Origin of the sequence: Streptomyces sp. NPDC051822, assembly GCF_044452745.1 — a bacterium.
In the GTDB taxonomy this organism is placed as follows: Bacteria; Actinomycetota; Actinomycetes; order Streptomycetales; family Streptomycetaceae; genus Streptomyces.
This window is the reverse complement of record NZ_JBITBZ010000014.1, coordinates 183,649-201,703: the sequence shown is the minus strand read 5'-3', so window position 1 is coordinate 201,703 and position 18,055 is coordinate 183,649. Positions and strand designations below refer to the sequence as shown.

15 protein-coding genes and 2 pseudogenes are annotated in these 18,055 nt (G+C 73.1%); 13 read left to right on the top strand and 4 right to left on the bottom strand.

Features of this window, described 5'->3' with window-relative positions; translation table 11 throughout:
• Window positions 1–89: 89 nt before the first annotated feature.
• The 3 genes from ACIA8N_RS32965 to ACIA8N_RS32955 all read left to right on the top strand — a co-directional run bounded on the left by ACIA8N_RS32965 (window position 90) and on the right by ACIA8N_RS32955 (window position 2,602).
• Window positions 90–1,220, top strand: a complete 1,131-nt coding sequence (locus ACIA8N_RS32965; RefSeq protein ID WP_365781208.1) for a lytic polysaccharide monooxygenase — start codon at window positions 90–92, stop codon at window positions 1,218–1,220.
• Window positions 1,221–1,351: 131 nt separating this feature from the next.
• Window positions 1,352–2,014 (top strand): GNAT family N-acetyltransferase, encoded by a 663-nt coding sequence (locus ACIA8N_RS32960; protein WP_365781207.1) that lies wholly within the window; start codon window positions 1,352–1,354, stop codon window positions 2,012–2,014.
• A 102-nt stretch (window positions 2,015–2,116) separates the two neighbouring features.
• On the top strand, window positions 2,117–2,602 hold the full coding sequence (locus tag ACIA8N_RS32955; RefSeq protein WP_365781206.1) for a DUF1877 family protein: 486 nt from the start codon (window positions 2,117–2,119) through the stop codon (window positions 2,600–2,602).
• 59 nt (window positions 2,603–2,661) lie between these two features.
• Here the strand turns inward: ACIA8N_RS32955 and ACIA8N_RS32950 are convergent, their stop codons facing one another.
• Complete coding sequence (locus tag ACIA8N_RS32950; protein ID WP_365781205.1) at window positions 2,662–3,246, bottom strand: CGNR zinc finger domain-containing protein; 585 nt, start codon at window positions 3,244–3,246, stop codon at window positions 2,662–2,664.
• Window positions 3,247–3,284: 38 nt separating this feature from the next.
• Between ACIA8N_RS32950 and ACIA8N_RS32945 the strand changes: the two genes are divergently transcribed.
• Window positions 3,285–4,532, top strand: coding sequence for an MFS transporter (locus ACIA8N_RS32945; RefSeq protein WP_365781204.1), 1,248 nt, complete (start codon window positions 3,285–3,287; stop codon window positions 4,530–4,532).
• Between the two features lie 100 nt (window positions 4,533–4,632).
• On the top strand, window positions 4,633–5,001 hold the full coding sequence (locus ACIA8N_RS32940) for a VOC family protein (RefSeq protein WP_365781203.1): 369 nt from the start codon (window positions 4,633–4,635) through the stop codon (window positions 4,999–5,001).
• A gap of 66 nt (window positions 5,002–5,067) precedes the next feature.
• Here ACIA8N_RS32940 and ACIA8N_RS32935 read toward each other — a convergent pair whose 3' ends face one another.
• Together ACIA8N_RS32935 and ACIA8N_RS32930 are read right to left on the bottom strand one after the other, a co-directional pair.
• Entirely contained in the window at window positions 5,068–6,258 is a 1,191-nt protein-coding gene (locus ACIA8N_RS32935; RefSeq protein ID WP_365781202.1) for an MFS transporter, read from the bottom strand.
• Window positions 6,255–6,830 (bottom strand): Chromate resistance protein ChrB, encoded by a 576-nt coding sequence (locus tag ACIA8N_RS32930; RefSeq protein WP_365781201.1) that lies wholly within the window; start codon window positions 6,828–6,830, stop codon window positions 6,255–6,257. The genes ACIA8N_RS32935 and ACIA8N_RS32930 overlap by 4 nt, the downstream gene beginning before the upstream one ends.
• Before the next feature lie 692 nt (window positions 6,831–7,522).
• Between ACIA8N_RS32930 and ACIA8N_RS32925 the strand changes: the two genes are divergently transcribed.
• From ACIA8N_RS32925 to ACIA8N_RS32910, 4 genes and pseudogenes are all read left to right on the top strand, one after another.
• A complete protein-coding gene (locus tag ACIA8N_RS32925; protein ID WP_365781200.1) occupies window positions 7,523–7,963 on the top strand; it encodes a VOC family protein in 441 nt (146 codons plus the stop codon).
• 158 nt (window positions 7,964–8,121) lie between these two features.
• Window positions 8,122–8,214, top strand: a pseudogene (locus ACIA8N_RS32920) (putative quinol monooxygenase); the annotation flags it as partial.
• Window positions 8,215–8,272: 58 nt separating this feature from the next.
• Window positions 8,273–8,437: pseudogene (locus tag ACIA8N_RS32915) on the top strand (agmatine deiminase family protein); the annotation flags it as partial.
• Window positions 8,438–8,796: 359 nt separating this feature from the next.
• Complete coding sequence (locus tag ACIA8N_RS32910) at window positions 8,797–10,326, top strand: amino acid permease (protein ID WP_365781199.1); 1,530 nt, start codon at window positions 8,797–8,799, stop codon at window positions 10,324–10,326.
• Between the two features lie 43 nt (window positions 10,327–10,369).
• Here the strand turns inward: ACIA8N_RS32910 and ACIA8N_RS32905 are convergent, their stop codons facing one another.
• A complete protein-coding gene (locus ACIA8N_RS32905) occupies window positions 10,370–11,056 on the bottom strand; it encodes a helix-turn-helix domain-containing protein (RefSeq protein WP_365781198.1) in 687 nt (228 codons plus the stop codon).
• A gap of 158 nt (window positions 11,057–11,214) precedes the next feature.
• Here ACIA8N_RS32905 and ACIA8N_RS32900 point away from each other — a divergent pair, with 158 nt between their 5' ends.
• The 4 genes from ACIA8N_RS32900 to atzF are packed head-to-tail and all read left to right on the top strand — an operon-like array spanning window position 11,215 to window position 18,054.
• Entirely contained in the window at window positions 11,215–12,057 is an 843-nt protein-coding gene (locus ACIA8N_RS32900) for an urea amidolyase associated protein UAAP1 (RefSeq protein ID WP_365781197.1), read from the top strand.
• Window positions 12,054–12,773, top strand: a complete 720-nt coding sequence (locus tag ACIA8N_RS32895; protein ID WP_365781196.1) for an urea amidolyase associated protein UAAP2 — start codon at window positions 12,054–12,056, stop codon at window positions 12,771–12,773. The genes ACIA8N_RS32900 and ACIA8N_RS32895 overlap by 4 nt, the downstream gene beginning before the upstream one ends.
• On the top strand, window positions 12,770–16,357 hold the full coding sequence (gene uca / locus ACIA8N_RS32890; protein WP_365781194.1) for an urea carboxylase: 3,588 nt from the start codon (window positions 12,770–12,772) through the stop codon (window positions 16,355–16,357). Before ACIA8N_RS32895 ends, uca begins: the two co-directional genes overlap by 4 nt.
• Window positions 16,354–18,054, top strand: coding sequence for an allophanate hydrolase (atzF, locus tag ACIA8N_RS32885; protein ID WP_365781193.1), 1,701 nt, complete (start codon window positions 16,354–16,356; stop codon window positions 18,052–18,054). Before uca ends, atzF begins: the two co-directional genes overlap by 4 nt.
• Window position 18,055 lies beyond the last annotated feature (1 nt).

Sequence of the window (18,055 nt, the reverse complement as noted above, 5' to 3'; positions counted from 1 at the left end):
CCACCGCACCGCACCGCACCGCACCGCACCGCAAGAGGAGAAGACCCACCTCGGAACACTTCCGACCCACCCCACACACAGGAGAAACAATGGCTGGACGCAAGAGACGACTTGCCTCCCTGGCCGCGGTACTCGCGACCCTGCTCGGTGGAATCGGCCTGACGTTACTGGGCCAGGGCAGCGCGCAGGCGCACGGCGTCACGATGACGCCCGGGTCGCGCACGTACCTCTGCTGGCTGGACGCCAAGACCAGCACCGGCGCTCTGGACCCGACGAACCCGGCGTGCAAGGCGGCGCTCGGCGAGAGCGGCCCGAACTCGCTGTACAACTGGTTCGCCGTACTCGACTCCAACGCGGGCGGGCGCGGCGCCGGTTACGTCCCGGACGGCAAGCTGTGCAGCGCCGGTGACCGGTCTCCGTACAACTTCACCGGCTACAACGCCGCCCGCTCGGACTGGCCCCGAACGCACCTGACGTCCGGGAACACGATCCAGGTCAAGCACAGCAACTGGGCGGCGCACCCCGGCTCGTTCCGGGTGTACCTCTCCAAGCCCGGCTACTCGCCCAGCTCCGCACTGGGCTGGGACGACCTGGAACTCATCCAGACCGTCACCGACCCACCGCAGTCGGGGTCGCCGGGCACGGACGGCGGCTTCTACCACTGGGATCTGAACCTGCCCGCGGGCCGTTCGGGTGATGCGGTGATGTTCATCCAGTGGGTGCGCTCGGACAGCCAGGAGAACTTCTTCTCCTGTTCCGACATCGTCTTCGACGGCGGCAACGGCGAAGTGACCGGCATCCGCGGCTCTGGCGGCACGCCGACCCCGACCCCGACCCCGACTCCTACCCCCACCCCCACCCCCACTCCGACCCCGACCCCGACCCCGACTCCCACGCCGACCGACCCGCACACCGGGTGCATGGCCGTCTACAGCGTGACCAACTCCTGGAGCGGCGGCTTCCAGGGTTCCGTCGAGGTCATGAACCACGGCACGACGGCGCGTGACGGCTGGGGGGTGAAGTGGACGCCCGGCGCGGGCACTCGGATCAGCAGCCTCTGGAACGGCGGGCTGAGCACCGGATCCGACGGCACGGTCACGGTCAGGAACGTCGACTACAACCGGACCATCCCGCCGGACGGCAGCGTCACCTTCGGGTTCACCGCGACATCGACCGGCAACAACCATCCTGTCGGCTCCGTCGTCTGCGTCAACCCGTAGCACCATCGGAGCGAGGCGCCGGTTCCCGCTGGGGGAACCGGCGCTGCCCGCCTGATGGCCACGGCCGTCACGCCGGGGCGACCTGCGGAAACTCCCTGCGGGAGCGCTCCCATTCTGGGATCGTGACACGGATGAAGACCGAGACGAAGCCTGAGACGAAGACCGCGTCGTTCGTCCGCCGCTACCGGCCGTCGGACCGGACCGCACTCGCCGACATCTGCGTCAGGACGGCCCACGAGGGCGGCGACTCCTCCGGGCTGTACCCCGATCCCGAACTGATGCCCTCGATCTTCGCGTACCCCTACGTGGAGTTGGAGCCGGAGTTCGCCTTCGTCCTGGACGACGGCGCGGGCCGGGCGGTCGGATACGTCCTGGGGGCGGCCGACACGGACACGTTCGCCCTGCGGTTCCGCACCGAATGGCTGCCCAAGGTCGCGGCGCGCTTTCCGGAGCCGGCCCGTGAACCCGCCACTCCGACCGAGGAGATGGCAAGGCTGCTGCACACGCCGGAACGCATGGTCCGCGACGAACTCGCGGCGCACCCGGCGCACTTGCACATCGACCTGCTGCCTCAATGGCAGGGGCGGGGGTACGGGCGCGCCCTGATCCGCACGCTGCTCGCGGAGCTGCGGGCCGCGGGCGTGCCCGCCGTCCATCTGTGCATGGTGCAGGCGAACACGAAGGCCCGCGCGTTCTACGACCGGCTCGGATTCGCACCCCTCGCGGTGCCCGACCCCGGCCCCGTCTGGTACCTGGGGCGGCCGACGGCGGCCGACCCACTGCTCGACGCCTGACGGAGCCGAAGGCGACGACTACACACGGCTGTCGGAGCCCTCGGGTAGGTTTCCGTCCGTTCGGTCCGACGGGTGGGCCGCCGAGCCGAGGGACTCCCCGTAGTGAGCATCCACCTTCACTTCCGCGCCGTGGCCGAGTCCGAGATACGGGACGACCACACCTGGCTCGCCGCGTTCATGTCCGATGCCTGGGAGGACCACAGCGACGAGTACGCAGCGGGCGTCACCTGGTCGATCAACAAGGGCTGGGACTCGGTCAACGACCTCTATGCGGCGGCCGACGCGCTCGGTACGGACGCCGACAGGCCCTGGACACTGCCCATCTACGGCGGCCGCCCCGTGCCCCACGGCGCTGACGCCGACCCGTCGAATCCCCCGATGATGCTCCTGGAGCCGGCCGGGGTGGCACAGGCGGCGCATTTCCTTGCGACCGTCTCCTTCGACGAGCTGTGGAACGTCGTCGGCGCCAGGTTCAGCGCCCTCGGCTGGAGCAGGGAGGAACTCCTCGACCACCACAGGAACCTCCAGGGGTTCTACGGTCGGGCGTCTTCGGCGGGCCACGCCGTGGCCAAAGCGGTGTGGGCTTGAGCCACGGTGCCACCTCTTGAACAGGAGGTCCGGCCGGGAACGTACCGGCCCAGGGCCGGTCAGCGGGGTCGGGGGGATTTGGCGCGGCGGTGGGCCGCCACTCGTTCTCGGGTGGCGCAGCGGCGGGAGCAGTAGCGGCGTTCCGGGCCGCTGCCCGGGGTGATGAAGACGTTCCCGCAGCCTGCTGACGCGCAGATCCGGCCGGGCGGGCGTTGACGGTCCCACACGAGGACGGTCAGCGCCATGCAGGACGAGGCGAGGAGCCACTCGTCCCAGGGGGCGTCGTCGTCGCTGTCGAGGTGGGGGTGCCAGGGGGTTCCGCCGCCGTGCGAGGTGAGGCGGAGCGGTCCCGTGTGGTCCCGCAGGAGGCGGTTGAGGATGGTCGCGGCGCCGTCGGCGTCCTCGGCGGCGAAGACCTCTCGCAGGAGCGAGGCGGCCGTACGCATCGCGGCGACATCGCCGGTGGTGAGCTCGACGGGGTCCGGCTCCCCGTGGGCACGGAGCACGTCGGCGACTTCGGCCGGGTCGGGGCAGTCGCCGGCGAGTGCGTTGACGAGGGCGGCGGTGCGCCGAGCCGTGGTCAGCACGGAGTACTGGGTGGACCCGTGGTCGTTGTGGGAGGGCACCCGGGGAATGTAACGCATCTTGCCGACTTTTGAGTTACCTCCGTAACGTCCTGGCGATGCGAAAGCGTTACTCACTCCGCCTCTATCTCGCCGGAGCCACGGCAGCCCGCTCCGGGGACGAGATGGCGGGCCCGGCGCTGCTCCTCGCGGGGTTCGCCCTGGCCGGGTCGACCGTCGAGGCGTCGGCGCTGCTCGCGGGGATCACGGTCTCCGCCGCGGTCGGAGGGCCGGTGCTCGGGGCGCTCCTCGACAGAGCGGGCCGGCCGGGACGCCTGCTGGCCGGCGCCCTCGTCCTGTACGCGGCGGGGCTGGCGGCGATCCTCGTGGGGCTCGACCGCTTGCCGTTCGCGGTCACGCTCCTGATCGCTGTGGTGACGGGGCTGTCGGGACCTGCCCTGTCGGGCGGTTGGTCGGCCCGGCTCCCCGATGTGGCGTCGGGTGACCGTCTGCCCCGGGCGAACGCGCTCGACGCCATGACGTTCGGGGTGGCGGGTCTGGCCGGTCCGGCTCTCGCCGGCACAGCGGCGGAGGCGTGGGGAGCCCCGGCGGCCGTGGTGGTCTCCGCGGTGCTCATCGCCTCGGCGCTGCCCTTCGCGTGGCTGCTGCCCACTCGCCCCGCTCCGGCGCGGGAGGCGCGGCGGGCGGGGCGGGCGGGGCGGGCGGGGCGGGCGGGGAGGACCTCGGTGATCAGCGACCTCGTCGCCGGAGTACGGGTCATCGCCGGACGACCGCCGCTGGCCCGGGCGACCGTCGCCTCGGTCGTCTCCTGCGTCGCCCAGGGCATGCTGACGGTGTGCCTCCCCCTTCTGGGAGAACGTGTCCTGGGCGGCGCCGGCCGCGGCGCGCTGCTGCTCTCCTGCGCGGCGGTCTCCGCCCTGGTGGCCACCGCCGTACTCGCCCGGTTCGCGCGTACCGTCTCCCCCGACACGATCATCTGGGCCAGTGTCCTCGTGCAGGCCGCCGGCACGGCCCTGGCCGCGTGGGACCGGCCCGTGGTGCTCGTCGTGGCCGTACTCCTGACGGGGATCGGCGAAGGCCCCCAGCTGGCCGCCCTGTTCGCGGTCCGCCACCGGGAGGCCCCGGCACACCTGCGCGGCCAGATCTTCACCACCGGCGCCAGCCTGAAGATCTCGGGGTTCTCCTTGGGGGCGATGGTCGCGGGACCGGTCGCGGCGTGGTCCCTGCCGGGCACGCAGGCACTCGCGGCGAGCGTGGCGGTCCTCGCGGCCCTGGCCTTCTTCGCGATCCCGGACTCCTCCGTCCGGAGTCGCCGCCGGGAGTCCTCTCGTCGCCAGGCTTCCTGACTCAGCGCCGATGAGTTCGCCGTCCTGGAAGGGTCTACACGGCGACACGGCCGGTCGACCCATTCGACGGGCCGGTTCTCGACTCGCCAGGAGTGCTGCCATGTCCACCATCCAGCCGGTGATCCTGACCGCCGGCCATGACGTCCTGCTCGGCTTCTACACGAAGCTGTTCGGCGCCGAGGAGGTCTTCCGGGTTCCGGCGGAAGGACCGGCCTTCTACGTCGGTCTGCGCATCGGCGACACCGACCTCGGCCTCGTGGCCAAGGAGAACCTGGGTGCCGGGGCGGCGCCGCGGATCCTGCTCAGCATCGCTGTCGACGACGTCGACGAGACGCTCGGCCGGGTGGAGGCGCTGGGCGGCTCGGTCGACGACGTCGCCCACGACATGCCGTGGGGACAGCGCGTCGCCCACATCCAGGACCCCGACGGCAACCCGGTGAACCTCACTCAGCCGATCCCGGCCGGTTGACGCTGTCCCCGTTCGCCCGTCCCACGTTCGCCCATTCACCCGTTCCCCGTTCCCCGCTCCCCCGCTCTACTTCGCCGCTCGCTCCGTCGCACGCGGGCGGAGTGCCAGGGCGAGCAGCGGGCCAGCCGCCAGCAGGGCGGCGAGGGCCGCGTAACCGGTGGTGAGGGTCGCGAAGGTGGCGACGCCGGCGACGAGGAGGGGGCCGCCCGCGTCGCCGAGTTCGCGGCCGAGTTCGGCCGAACCCATGGTCTGGCCCATCCGTTCCTCCGGCGTGGAGGCCGCGAGGGCCGCGAAGCCGAGCGGGGTGATCAGTCCGGTGCCGGTGCCGATGAGGGCGGCGGCCAGGAGGACCCCGGCCAGGCCGGGGAGCATCGCGGCGGCAAGGCCCGCCGCGGTGACGAGCAGGCCGGTGAGCAGTCCTGTACGGGTGGTCAGGCGTCCGGCGTCCAGGGCGCGGCCCGCCTTGGGCTGGACGACGGCGGCGGTCGCGGCGAGGACGGAGACGGCGGCGCCGGTGGCCACGGTGCCGAGGCCGGCGGCGGCTCCCGACACGGGCAGGAAGCCGACGCCCACGGAGAGCGCGGCGGTGGCGGCCGCGAGAGCGGCGGTCGGGGCGAGGAAGGAGCGGTCCGCCAGGCGGCGTGCGAGGTCGGCGACCGTCTGCCGCTTGCGGGGCAGCGGCGGCACGACGGGGACGGCGAGTGCCGCCCACACGGCGACGGCGGCCGCGCACAGGGCCATGACCGTGAACAGCAGGCGCAGGCCGCCCGCCCAGACGAGGACGCCGCCGAGGAGTGGGCCGAGGGTGTAGCCGATGGACTTGTAGAAGCCGTAACTGCCGAAGGCGCGCCCCCGTTTGGCCGCCGGGTTGAGGCGGGCGACGAGCGCGGAGGCCGAGGGCGAGAACGCGGAGGCGGCGGCGCCCTGGCCGAGACGGGCCGCCCAGAGCCAGCCGGGGCTGTCGGCGATCGCGTACAGCGCGGACGCGGCGCCGAAGGCGATCAGGCCTCCGAGCAGCACCGGCTTGCCGCCGATCCGGTCGGCGAGCGAACCGAAGACGGGCTTGAGCAGGACCTCGGCGCCGTCGTACAGGGCGAGCAGTCCGCCGAGGACGAGGAGGGAGGTGACGGCGTCCTCGGAGAAGCCGCCGAGGTTGGCGGCGATGCCGTGGGCTCCGAAGGCGGTGGTGAACCCTGCGGCGTACAGCGGCCACATGGCCGATCGGGGGGCGGCCGGGGCTATGGGCGCGGTGCTCATGGCGTCTCCTCGTCACTGGTGTGGAGCGTGTGGAGCGCGGCGAAGACGCGCTCGGCGTAGTCCTCGCAGACGGCCGTGCACTGCTTGAGCCGAATCGCCGCCTCGGCGGCCTCTGGGGCGCCGAAGACGTCCCGGGCGGTCAGGTCCCGGTGCCAGCGCCGCAGCCGTTCGAGGCTCTGTTCCTCCTCCTCCAGCTCGGCCAGGGTGAACTTGGCGATGCGGATCTCCTTGGCGATCTCCGCCTCGAACTTCCCGCAGTCCGCGAGGAACTCCGCCCAGTCCGCCGAGCGGGCGGCGGTGAACATCTCCTGGAACCGGGCCGCGTCCTCGGCGGTACGGCCGGAGGCCTGGAGCGTCAGACCCTGGCCGCCCGCACCGTCGGTGAGTTCGAGGGCACGCCGTAGGCCGTCCGCGAAGACCGGCACCTCCGGTACGGCCCAGATGCCCTGCCCCAGCGAGAGGGCTCCGATCCTGCGCAACTCCCGCCATACGGCCACGCGGTGGCGGGACGGGTCCGCGGGCAGTCTGATCACGAGGATCAGCCACCGTGCCGCCTGCTCGACATCTGTCACGCCGGAGAATGTAGCAGGCGTTACATCACCGGAAGAGACGGCGTCGCGTCGTACGCGGCGGACGAGAGGGCGAAGAACCAGCCCAGTGCCGCCTGGGAGCCGGTCGCGCGGTCGAGCTCCGCGGGGAGCGCCGGATAGAGCTGGTTGCAGGCCAGGAGGTAGGTGGAGTAGGCGAAGGCGAGGAGGAGGAAGCGGTGGTCGCCGAGGACGGTTCGCCTGGCCCTGTCCTGTTCCGTGGCCTCAGTCTCCGGCCCGCCCTCCGCCGTACCCGCCGCCCGGCCGGCGGTGTGCGGCAGGAGCCGCGCGTGGGCCGCCAGGACCAGGAGGAAGACGCCCGCCCCGGCCAGGCAGGACGTACGGAAGTGGCCGCTCCCTCGAAGCCGGCTTCATCGCCGCCGGCCGAGCCACCCACGGACGCGCCGACCGGGTCCGCTGGACGGCACGGGCCGTCGTACCCCTGCTGGCGGTGATGACCGCCATCGCCGCCCGCCTCGCCTGGGGCCGGAACCGCGCCACACGGCGCGCCGCACCGCGCGCCGCACCAGGCCGCCCATGAGGCCGAGTGACGCGCGGGCGTGACCGACCGGGTGTCGCGCCCCACCCGTGAGCACCTCGCCCGTAAGGTCGGCGGCAGTCGTGGAGTACGTGCCGCCGGCCGCGTGCCGCGGCACGCGGAAGAGGGAGAGACCGGCATGGCGATCCAGCGGATGGACAACGTCGGCATCGTGGTCGACGACATGGAGGCCGCCATCGCGTACTTCCTGGAACTGGGCATGGAGCTGGAGGGCAGGACGCAGGTCGAGGGCCTCGTCGCCGACCGGTGCACGGGTCTCGACGGCGTCCGCTGCGACATCGCGATGGTCCGGACCCCGGACGGTCACAGCCGGCTCGAGCTGGCGAAGTACCTCAGCCCCGAGCCGATCAGCGCCGGGCCGCGCGACCGGCCGCACAACATCCTGGGCACGCACCGGGTCATGTTCACCGTCGACGACATCGAGGACACCGTCGCCCGGCTGCGCCCGCACGGCGCCGAACTCCTGGGCGAGATCGCCCAGTTCGAGGACAGTTTCCTCCTCTGCTACGTCCGCGGCCCGGAGGGCGTCATCGTCGGACTGGCCCAGGAGCTGGGCTGAGAACGAGGCCGAACCGTGCGGCTCGCCGGGGGCGCCGCGGCGGGGCGCACGCCGCTCCCCATGTGGTGCTCCTCACAGCCCCTTGAACCTCGCATGGGTGTGAGCTCCTAGCGTGCGGTCATGACGACCACCGAACGCCCCTCTCCCTCTACGGTTTCCTGCGCCCCAGGGCGGAGCACGCGGACGAGGTCCGGCGCACCCTCTCCTCCTTCGTGGAGCCCACCCGCCAGGAGCCCGGCAACCTGCAGTACCACCTCCACGAGCACGAGGACGGCCGCTTCTTCCTCTACGAGGTCCGGCGCTCCCAGCGTGCCGAAGTTCGGCGACAAGAAGGCCGACGACCGCGCGCGGGGAATCCTCAAGGGGCACTTCCCGAAGCGGGGCATCGTGCAGGTGAACATCGACACGATCGCGACCGGAGGCGGCGGGCTCCACTGCGCCACCCACGACCAGCCCGGCAAGCCGGTCGACTGACCGCGACGGTCCAGCGCGTCGACGCCGACGGCCGTGAGCCGACCCTGCGGGTCCTGGTCACTCCGCGAGGAGAACCGGCCGAGGCCGGCGGCGTCTCCCCCACCGAGGACCTGACGCACCAGACGTCGACCTCCACGCGTGGCTTCGAAGCCGAGCGCCGGTCGACGAGTACCGAGTAGCCCCACGACCAATCCCCGTCCCACGCCTTCACCGGATCCTCTCCTTCCTCCCGGCAGTGCCGGACGAGAGGACTCACTTACGGCCGGGACACCGCGGCGATACGCGTAGGAAACCGACCTTCCCTATTTCTGTCGAACGACAGGAATTCGCAGGAGCACCTCTCGCGACAGGGGACAGCCATGACCGTGACCACCGACCCCACTCCCCCGGCGGCCCCACCGCCCGGCCCCACGGAGGGCGGTGCGCTCGCCGCCTTCGGTTACGACCAGCAGCTGCGGCGCCGGATGGGGCGGTACGCGTCCTTCGCCGCCGGGTTCTCCTTCATCTCCGTCCTGACCACGGTCTTCCAGTTCTTCGCCCTCGGCTACTCCTTCGGGGGGCCGCTCTTCTTCTGGACCTGGCCCGCCGTTCTCGCCGGCCAGCTGCTTGTCGCCGCCTGCTTCGCCGAACTCGCCGCGCGGCTGCCCATCGCCGGGGCGATCTACCAGTGGGCGAGCAGGCTCGGCACGCCGGGCTTCGGCTGGTACGCGGGCTGGATCATGGTGACCGGGCGGATCGTGGTGGTGGCGGCCGCGGCCCTCGCACTCCAGGTCGTGCTCCCCGCCGTCTGGTCCGGGTTCCAGCTCCTGGGCGGCGACCCGTCCCCCACGTCGACCAGTGGCGCCGCCAACGCCGCCGTCCTGGGTCTGATCCTCCTCGCCTTCACCACGCTGCTCAACGTCCTCGACAACCGCGCCCTTTCGGCGGTCAACACGATCGGCGTCACGGCCGAGATCGCGGGCGTCGCCCTGATCGTCACCCTCCTCGCCACCCACGCCGAGCGGGATCCCGGCATCACCCTGCACACCGGCGGCGAGGGCGGCACGATGACGGCGCTTCTCGTGGGCTCGTTCACCGCCGCGTACGTCCTCATCGGGTTCGAGAGCGCGAGCGAGATGAGCGAGGAGACCGTCAACCCCCGCCGCACGGCGCCGCGCACGACGCTGAGCGCGCTGACCACCTCGGGCGTCTGCGGCGGGCTGCTGCTCCTCGGCGGGCTGCTCGCCGCCCCCAGCCTCACCGACGGCAGGCTGGCGACGGAGGGGCTGGGGTACGTGCTCACCAGCACCCTCGGCGACGGTCTCGGCAGGCTGCTGCTCGCCGACGTGGCCGTGGCGATCTGCGCGGCGACGCTGGCGATCCAGACCTCGGCGACCCGCATGCTCTTCTCCATGGCCCGGGACGGCGTCCTGCCGCGCTCGGCGCGGCTTGCCAGGGTCCCCGGGCGCACCGGGATGCCCGGCACCGCCGCCGTGGTGGCCGGCGTCGGCGCGGGTCTACTGCTCCTGCTCAACCTCGCCTCGCCGCAGGCGTTCCTCGCCATCGGCACCAGCTGCATCGCGATGGTGTACCTGGCGTACGCGATGGTCACCGGGCCCATGCTGGTCAGGCGGCTCCGTGGCCAGTGGCCGCCGCCGGCCGACGGCACGCGCGACGAGCTCGGCAGGCCGCTGTTCTCCCTCGGCCGCTGGGGGCTGCCGGTCAACGTCCTCGCGGTCGGCTACGGGCTCTTCATGACGGTCAACCTCGCGTGGCCGCGGGCCGAGGTGTACGACCCGGAGGGCGGCCACTGGTACTTCCGGTGGTTCACCGTCCTGATCGTCGGCGGGACCGTGGCGACGGGTGCCGCCTACCGCTGGTACCGCCGTGGCAGGAGCGCCGGGGCCTGAACCGCGCCGCCGGTGACGTCCGGTGACGTCCCGGCAAGACCGGTCAGGCCCCCGCAGCGAGGAGGCTCTGTCCCTCGCGGCGCAGTCGTGAGACGGAACGCTGCGCCACGCCCGCCACCCGCAGCGCCGCGTCGGCGGTGGCCGTCGCGAGGGCCGACGGGTCGCGGCCGGGCTCTGCCCGCCGGATGAGGATCACGCTCTCGGTGAGGCCGAAGACGAGGTCCGCGCGGAGTGCCAGGTCCTCGGGGCCCAGCCCGGCTCCCGGCTCCGTGGCGGCCAGCAACTCGGCGTAACACCCCTTGAGTTCCGCCCGTACCCGGTGGAAGACGGCGAAGCCCTCCGTCCGCACCTCCGGCAGCAGGTAGAGCGCGCCGAGGTTGTGCGGACCGCCGCACAGCAGCGTGGCGTCGGAGTGACAGAGCGCCCACAGGCGCGCCTCCGGCGCCGCCTCCGTCCGTGCCACGAGCAGACGTGCCGTGTCGAGTGAGGGGCGAACCGTTCCTTCCAGCAGCTCCGCGAGGATCGCTTCCTTGCCGTCGAAGTAGTGGTAGAGGGACGCCTGCCGCATCCCCGCGCCCTCGGCGATGGTCCGCGTCGAGGTGGCCGTGTAGCCGCGGGTGGTGAACAGCTCGGCCGCGGCGGCCAGGACTTCCTCGCGCGGTGCGAGGCCGCTGACGGGGCGCTCCTGGGCCCGCGGGCGACCGACTCTTCTGCTGGCAGGCGTACTCACTCCGCGATCCTCGCACAGGGCCGGAGCTCCCTTTCGGACGGAACCCCGGGGTGAGTTTCCGGTAACGGGACGGACATCGGTGGGCAACGGCGGTGAATCGCCTGCCGCCTAATTTCTGTCGAGCGACAGAAATCAGGATTCGGACCGGAGGTTGATCCATGGCGACACCGTCAGCGACCGCGTCGGCGTACGGCGCGCGCGACCACGCCCGCGCCCAGGAGGGCGGCGAGGTCGAGGCCATGCCGACCGTCCCCGCGAGCGGCTGGCCGACGCCGCCCGCCGGCGTCGCCGCCCGGGACGTCGTGTGGGCCGAGACCGTGGCGGGCGGCGGCTACACGCACAAGGCCCTCGCCCGCGGCACCGAGCTGCGGCTCACCGACGTCACTGGCGACGCCTGCGCCCATCTGCTCCTGCACGCGGCCGGTAGCCCCTGGGAGCGGCTGAACGTCGCCGACACCGTCAAGGTGCTGTGGAACGCGTACCTCGGCGTGGGGCACCTGCTCCTCTCCGACCAGGGCCGGGTCCTCGCCTCCGTCGTCGAGGACACCTCCGGCCGGCACGACGCGCTCACCGGCACCTCCACCCTCGCCCGCAACACCGCGCGGTACGGGGACGGGACCCCGCAGTCCGCCTCCCCGGCGGGGCGCGAACTGTTCAAGCTCGCCGCCCTCAAGAACGGCCTCACCCCGCGCGACCTCCCCCCGTCCGTCTCCTTCTTCCAGGGCGTACGGATCGCCGAGGACGGCACCACCGCGTTCACCGGCTCCGCCGGGCCCGGCGCGACCGTCACGCTGCGCGCCGAGCAGGACGTCACCGTCCTCGTCGCCAACGTCCCGCACCCCCTGGACCCGCGCCCCTCCTACACCAGCGGACGGCTCGGCGTACTCGCGTACCGCTCCCGTCCGACCGCCCCCGGCGACCCGCTGTGGAACGCCACCCCGGAAGGCCGCCGCGCCTTCCTCAACACCGTCGACCACCTCACCGCCCGGGGGACCGCGTGACCGCCACCGTCCGTTCCGGCCGCGTCGTCTCCGACGACACCGTCCCCGCCCGCGCCGCCTGGTCCGGGATCGTCCGCAAGGGACAGCTGCTGACCGTCACCGACCTGTACGGCAACCAGGCCGCCGACTTCCTCCTCTACGACGCGCACGACACCTCCGTGCGCTACAGCGCCCCCGACACCGTCCAGGCGCAGGGCAGCGTCTTCCTGACCACCGGCTCGGTGCTGCTCTCCTGCGAGCACACCCCGCTGATGACGGTCGTCGAGGACACCTGCGGACGGCACGACACCCTCGGCGGCGCCTGCTCCAAGGAGTCCAACACCCTCCGCTACGGCCACCACACCTGGTCACAGCACGCCTGCGTGGAGAACTTCCTCGCCGAGGGCGCCCGGCACGGGCTCGGCAAGCGGGACCTGGTCTCCAACATCAACTGGTTCATGAACGTGCCGGTGGAGCAGGACGGCACCCTCGGCATCGTCGACGGCATCTCCGCCCCCGGCCTGAAGGTCGTCCTGCGCGCCGAGACGGACGTCCTCGCCCTCCTGTCCAACTGCCCTCAGGTCAACAACCCCTGCAACGGGTTCGACCCGACGGCCGTGCGGATGACGATCACCGATCCCGCCACCGAGCCGATCAGCGGGCGGCCGATCACCGAACCGGACGAGAACGACGAGAGCGACGGAAGCGACGAGAGCGACGAGGACCGATCACGATGACGTTCGACACCCTGCTGGTCGCCAACCGCGGCGAGATCGCGGCACGCGTCATCCGCACCGCCCGCGCCCTCGGCCTGCGCACCGTCGCCGTGTACTCCGATCCGGACCGCGGCACCGAGCACGTCCGGCTGGCCGACGAGGCCGTCCGGCTCGGCCCCGCACCCGCCAAGGAGTCGTACCTCGACGCCGACCGGGTCCTGCGCGCCGCCAGGGACACCGGCGCCGGCGCGATACACCCCGGCTACGGCTTCCTGTCCGAGGACGCCGGCTTCGCCCGCCGCTGCGCCGACGCCGGCATCGTCTTCGTCGGGCCCACCCCCGGACAGCTGGAGCTGTTCGGCGCCAAGCACACCGCGCGCGCCGCCGCCGAGGCGGCGGGCGTGCCGCTGGCCCCCGGCACCGGGCTGCTCCCCGACGTGACCGCGGCCCTCGCGGCGGCCGAGGAGATCGGCTATCCGGTGATGCTCAAGGCGACCGGCGGCGGTGGCGGCATCGGCATGAGCGCCTGCCGCGACGCGGCCGGCCTCGCCGAAGCCTGGGAGCGGGTGCAGCGCGTGGCCGCGGCCTCCTTCTCCTCCGCCGGCGTCTTCCTGGAGCGCCTCGTCGAGCGGGCCCGCCACGTCGAGGTGCAGGTCTTCGGCGACGGGCACGGCAAGGTCGTCACCCTCGGCGACCGCGACTGCTCGCTCCAGCGCCGCAACCAGAAGGTCCTGGAGGAGGCCCCCGCGCCCGGCCTGCCGGACCGGATCCGCCGCGAACTCGCCACGGCGGCGCAGGATCTGTGCGCGTCGGTGGACTACCGCTCCGCCGGGACGGTCGAGTTCGTGTACGACGCCGCCCGCGAGGAGGCGTACTTCCTGGAGGTCAACACCCGCCTCCAGGTCGAACACCCGGTCACCGAGGCGATCTACGGCGTCGACCTCGTCGGCTGGATGCTGCGCCTCGCGCAGGGCGACACCGCGGTCGTCACCGAGCCCCCAGCGCCCGCCGGCCACGCCGTCGAAGCGCGCGTCTACGCGGAGGACCCGTCCCGCGACCACCGCCCGAGCGCGGGCCTGCTGACCCGCGTCGCCTTCCCCGACGGCGTCCGGGTGGACACCTGGGTGGAGACCGGCACCGAGGTCACCACCGCCTACGACCCGATGCTCGCCAAGGTCGTCGCGCACGGCGCCGACCGTGCCGAGGCGCTCGACCGGCTCGACGCTGCGCTCGCCGCGACCCGCGTCGACGGCATCGAGACCAACCTCGGGCTCGTGCGCACCGCCCTCAGGGACGGCGACGTCCGCGCCGCCACCCACTCCACCGCCTCGCTCGCCACCCTCACCGACCCGACCCCGCGCATCGAGGTCGTCGCACCGGGCACCCTGACCACCGTGCAGGACTGGCCAGGGCGCACCGGCTACTGGCAGGTCGGTGTACCTCCGGGCGGGCCGATGGACGATCTGTCCTTCCGGCTCGGCAACACCGCCCTCGGCAACGACGAGGGCGCGCCGGGCCTGGAGTGCACCCTCCAGGGCCCCTCCCTGAGGTTCACCCGCCCGACGACGGTCTGCGTCACCGGCGCCCCGGCCCGGGTGACGCTCGACGGCGGCCCCGTGCCGCAGTGGGAGCCGGTCACGGTCGGGGCCGGGCAGACCCTCGCCGTCGGCGCGCCCGGGGAACGGGGCCTGCGCACGTACGTCCTGTTCGCGGGCGGCCTGGACGTGCCGGAGTTCCTGGGCAGCGCGGCCACCTTCACCCTGGGCCGGTTCGGCGGTCACGGCGGCCGGGCCCTGCGCGCGGGCGACGTCCTGCACGGCGGCGAGGCCCGTACGGAGACCTCCGTCGTCCCCGTCGACACGCGCCCGGCCTTCGGGGGCGAGTGGCGGGTCGGCGCGGTCGAAGGCCCTCATGCCGCGCCCGAGTTCTTCACCGAGGACGACATCCGCGACTTCTACGCCGCCGACTGGAAGGTGCACTTCAACTCGGCGCGGACCGGTGTCCGTCTGGTCGGCCCGAAGCCGCGCTGGGCGCGCGCGGACGGCGGTGAGGCGGGGCTGCACCCGTCCAACATCCACGACACGCCGTACTCCGTCGGCGCCGTCGACTACACGGGTGACATGCCCGTCCTCCTCGGCCCCGACGGCCCCTCCCTCGGCGGCTTCGTCTGCCCGGCGACGGTCGTCACCGGGCAGCGCTGGAAGCTGGGCCAGCTCCGTCCCGGCGACACCGTCCGGTTCGTGCCCGTGACGACGGAGACGGCCGCACGCCTGCGGAAGGAACCCGCCGCCGAGCCGCGCGCCGACCGCGACGCCGTCGTCGACGGCGGGATCCTCGCCCGCCTGGTGGAGACCGCCGGCCGCCCTTCGGTCACGTACCGGCGCAGCGGCGACGACAACCTCCTCGTCGAGTACGGCCCCATGCAGCTCGATCTGGCGCTGCGGATGCGCGTCCACGCCCTCGCGGAGGCGCTGGCCGAGCGCGGGCTCCCCGGGGTCGTCGATCTCACCCCGGGCATCCGCTCGCTGCAGATCCGGACGGATCCCGACGTGCTGCCGCAGCCAGAACTCCTCGACACCGTACGGCGGATCGAGGAGGCGCTGCCCGCCACCGACGAGCTGGTGGTGCCCAGCAGGATCGTGCACCTGCCGCTGTCCTGGGACGATCCGGCGACCCGTGAGGCCATCGCCCGCTATGCCGCGGGCGTGCGTGACGACGCCCCGTGGTGCCCGTCGAACATCGAGTTCATCCGCCGCGTCAACGGCCTGGAGACCACCGATGACGTGTACAGGACGGTCTTCGACGCCGAGTACCTGGTCCTGGGCCTGGGCGACGTCTACCTGGGCGCGCCCGTCGCCACTCCCCTGGACCCGCGGCACCGGCTCGTCACGACCAAGTACAACCCGGCCCGCACCTGGACCGCGGAGAACTCGGTCGGCATCGGCGGCGCGTACCTGTGCGTCTACGGCATGGAGGGCCCCGGCGGGTACCAGTTCGTCGGCCGCACCACACAGGTGTGGTCGGGCTGGCAGCAGCGCGGCGCCTTCGAGCCGGGCAGGCCGTGGCTGATGCGCTTCTTCGACCGGATCAGGTGGTACCCGGTCAGCGCCGACGAACTCCTGGAACTGCGCGCCGACATCATCTCCGGCCGCTTCGTGCCGAAGACCGAGGAGGGCACCTTCTCGCTCGCCGCGTACCAGGCCTTCCTCGCCCGGAACGCCGCGTCGATCGCGGCCTTCCGGGACCGGCAGAGCACCGCGTTCGGCGCCGAGCGCGACGCCTGGGAGGCCGCCGGCGAGTTCGCCCGCGCCGAGGCGGCCTCCGAGGTCGCCCCGCCGGCCGCCGACATCGAGGTGCCCGCGGGCGGCCGTCTGGTCGAGGCCGAGTTCACGGCCTGCGTCTGGCAGGTGAACGTCGAGGCCGGCGACCGGGTGTCGGCCGGTCAGCAGCTGGTCGCCCTTGAGGCGATGAAGATGGAGGCGCCGGTACCGGCCCCTGCCGACGGGATCGTCGCTGAGGTCCTGGTCAAGCCGGGCAGCCAGGTGGAGGCGGGCACCGCGCTCGTCGTCCTCGCTCCCGTCGGTGCCGTGGAGGTGGCGGCGTGATCAGCGCGGTGGAACGGGTACGGGCCGCGTACGCCCGCATCGCGCGGGTGGACCGGCCGGAGGTGTGGATCGATCTGCACCCCCGGGCGGTCGCGGAGGCGGACGCCGCAGCGGTCGACGCGCGCACCGCCGCGGGCGAGCGGCTCCCGCTGGCCGGGACGGTGTTCGCGGTCAAGGGCAACATCGACGTGGCCGGGCTCCCGACCACCGCGGGCTGCCCCTCGTACGCGTACGAGCCGGAGGCGGACGCTCCGGCGGTGGCACGGCTGCGGGCGGCGGGAGCTGTGGTCATCGGCACGACGAACCTCGACCAGTTCGCGACCGGCCTGGTCGGTACGCGCAGTCCGTACGGCGCGGTCCGGGGCGCCGTCGACCCTGCGTACGTCTCGGGCGGCTCCTCCTCCGGCTCGGCCGTCGCGGTCGCCCTCGGCATCGCGGACTTCGCCCTCGGCACGGACACCGCGGGCTCGGGCCGGGTGCCGGCGGCCTTCAACGGCATCGTCGGGCTCAAACCGACCCGCGGCCTGGTCCCGACGGAAGGCGTCGTCCCGGCCTGCGCCTCGCTGGACTGCGTCACGGTCTTCGCCCGTACGCTCCCGGAGGCCGAGCGCGCCCTGTCCTTCATGGCGGTGCCACCGGCGCGCGGGCTGCCTCCTCTGGAGCAGCGCCGCCCGGGCCCCTGGCGCGTCGCCGTCCCCGCGCGCGAGCAGCTCGGTTCGCTGGACGCGGGCTGGGCGGAGGCGTTCGACGCGGCGGCGGCCCGGCTCGCGGACGCGGGCGCCGAACTCCACGCGGTGGACCTGGCACCGTTCACCGAGGCGGCCGCCCTGCTGTACGAGGGCGCGTTCGTCGCCGAGCGCCACACGGCCGTAGGCGCCTTCGTCGACGGACACACGGGCTCGGCCGACCTCGATCCCACGGTGGCCGGGATCATCTCCGGGGCACGGGACATCCCCGCCCACCGGCTCTTCGCCGACCAGGAGCGGCTCGCGCACCTGCGCACCGCGGCCATGGCCTCGCTGGGTGACGCGGACGCGCTGCTGCTCCCGACGACACCCGGCCATCCGACTCTCGCGGAGGTCGCGGCCGACCCGCTGGGCGCTAACGCCAGGCTCGGCCGCTTCACCAACTCCACGAACCTGTTCGACCTGGCGGCGGTCGCCGTCCCGGCGGGCGTGGTGAACGGGCTGCCGTTCGGCGTCATGCTGATCGGCCCGGCGTTCACCGACGAACGGCTCGCCCGTGTCGCCGGCCTGCTCACCGCCCCGCCCCTGCCCCTCGCCGTGGTCGGCGCCCACCTCTCCGGACAACCCCTCAACGGTCAACTGCTGGGCCTGGGCGCCCGGTTCGAACGCGCCACGACGACGGCGGCCACCTACCGGTTGTACGCCCTGGACACGACACCGCCCAAACCAGGCCTGGTCAGGACCCGCGAGGGCGGCGCCGCCATCGAGGCCGAAGTGTGGCGACTCCCCGCCGAGGGCCTCGGCGCGCTCCTCGCGGCACTCCCCCGCCCGATGACCCTCGGCACGGTGGAACTCGCGGACGGAACCTTCGTGACCGGCTTCCTCTGCGAGCCCGAGGCCCTGGCGGGTGCCCGTGAGATCACGGCGTACGGGGGCTGGCGCGCGGCTCTCTCCGAGGGGAGCCGCTCACCCTCCTGGCCGCAGCGGCGCGCCGAGCACACGGTGTCGTGAA

Coding starts and splice junctions, on each gene's coding strand:
- ACIA8N_RS32965 (WP_365781208.1), top strand. CDS start 90: ATGGCTGGACGCAAGAGACGACTTGCCTCCCTGGCCGCGGTACTCGCG.
- ACIA8N_RS32960 (WP_365781207.1), top strand. CDS start 1,352: ATGAAGACCGAGACGAAGCCTGAGACGAAGACCGCGTCGTTCGTCCGC.
- ACIA8N_RS32950 (WP_365781205.1), bottom strand. CDS start 3,246: ATGCGTTACATTCCCCGGGTGCCCTCCCACAACGACCACGGGTCCACC.
- ACIA8N_RS32945 (WP_365781204.1), top strand. CDS start 3,285: ATGCGAAAGCGTTACTCACTCCGCCTCTATCTCGCCGGAGCCACGGCA.
- ACIA8N_RS32940 (WP_365781203.1), top strand. CDS start 4,633: ATGTCCACCATCCAGCCGGTGATCCTGACCGCCGGCCATGACGTCCTG.
- ACIA8N_RS32935 (WP_365781202.1), bottom strand. CDS start 6,258: ATGAGCACCGCGCCCATAGCCCCGGCCGCCCCCCGATCGGCCATGTGG.
- ACIA8N_RS32925 (WP_365781200.1), top strand. CDS start 7,523: ATGGCGATCCAGCGGATGGACAACGTCGGCATCGTGGTCGACGACATG.
- ACIA8N_RS32910 (WP_365781199.1), top strand. CDS start 8,797: ATGACCGTGACCACCGACCCCACTCCCCCGGCGGCCCCACCGCCCGGC.
- ACIA8N_RS32900 (WP_365781197.1), top strand. CDS start 11,215: ATGGCGACACCGTCAGCGACCGCGTCGGCGTACGGCGCGCGCGACCAC.
- uca (WP_365781194.1), top strand. CDS start 12,770: ATGACGTTCGACACCCTGCTGGTCGCCAACCGCGGCGAGATCGCGGCA.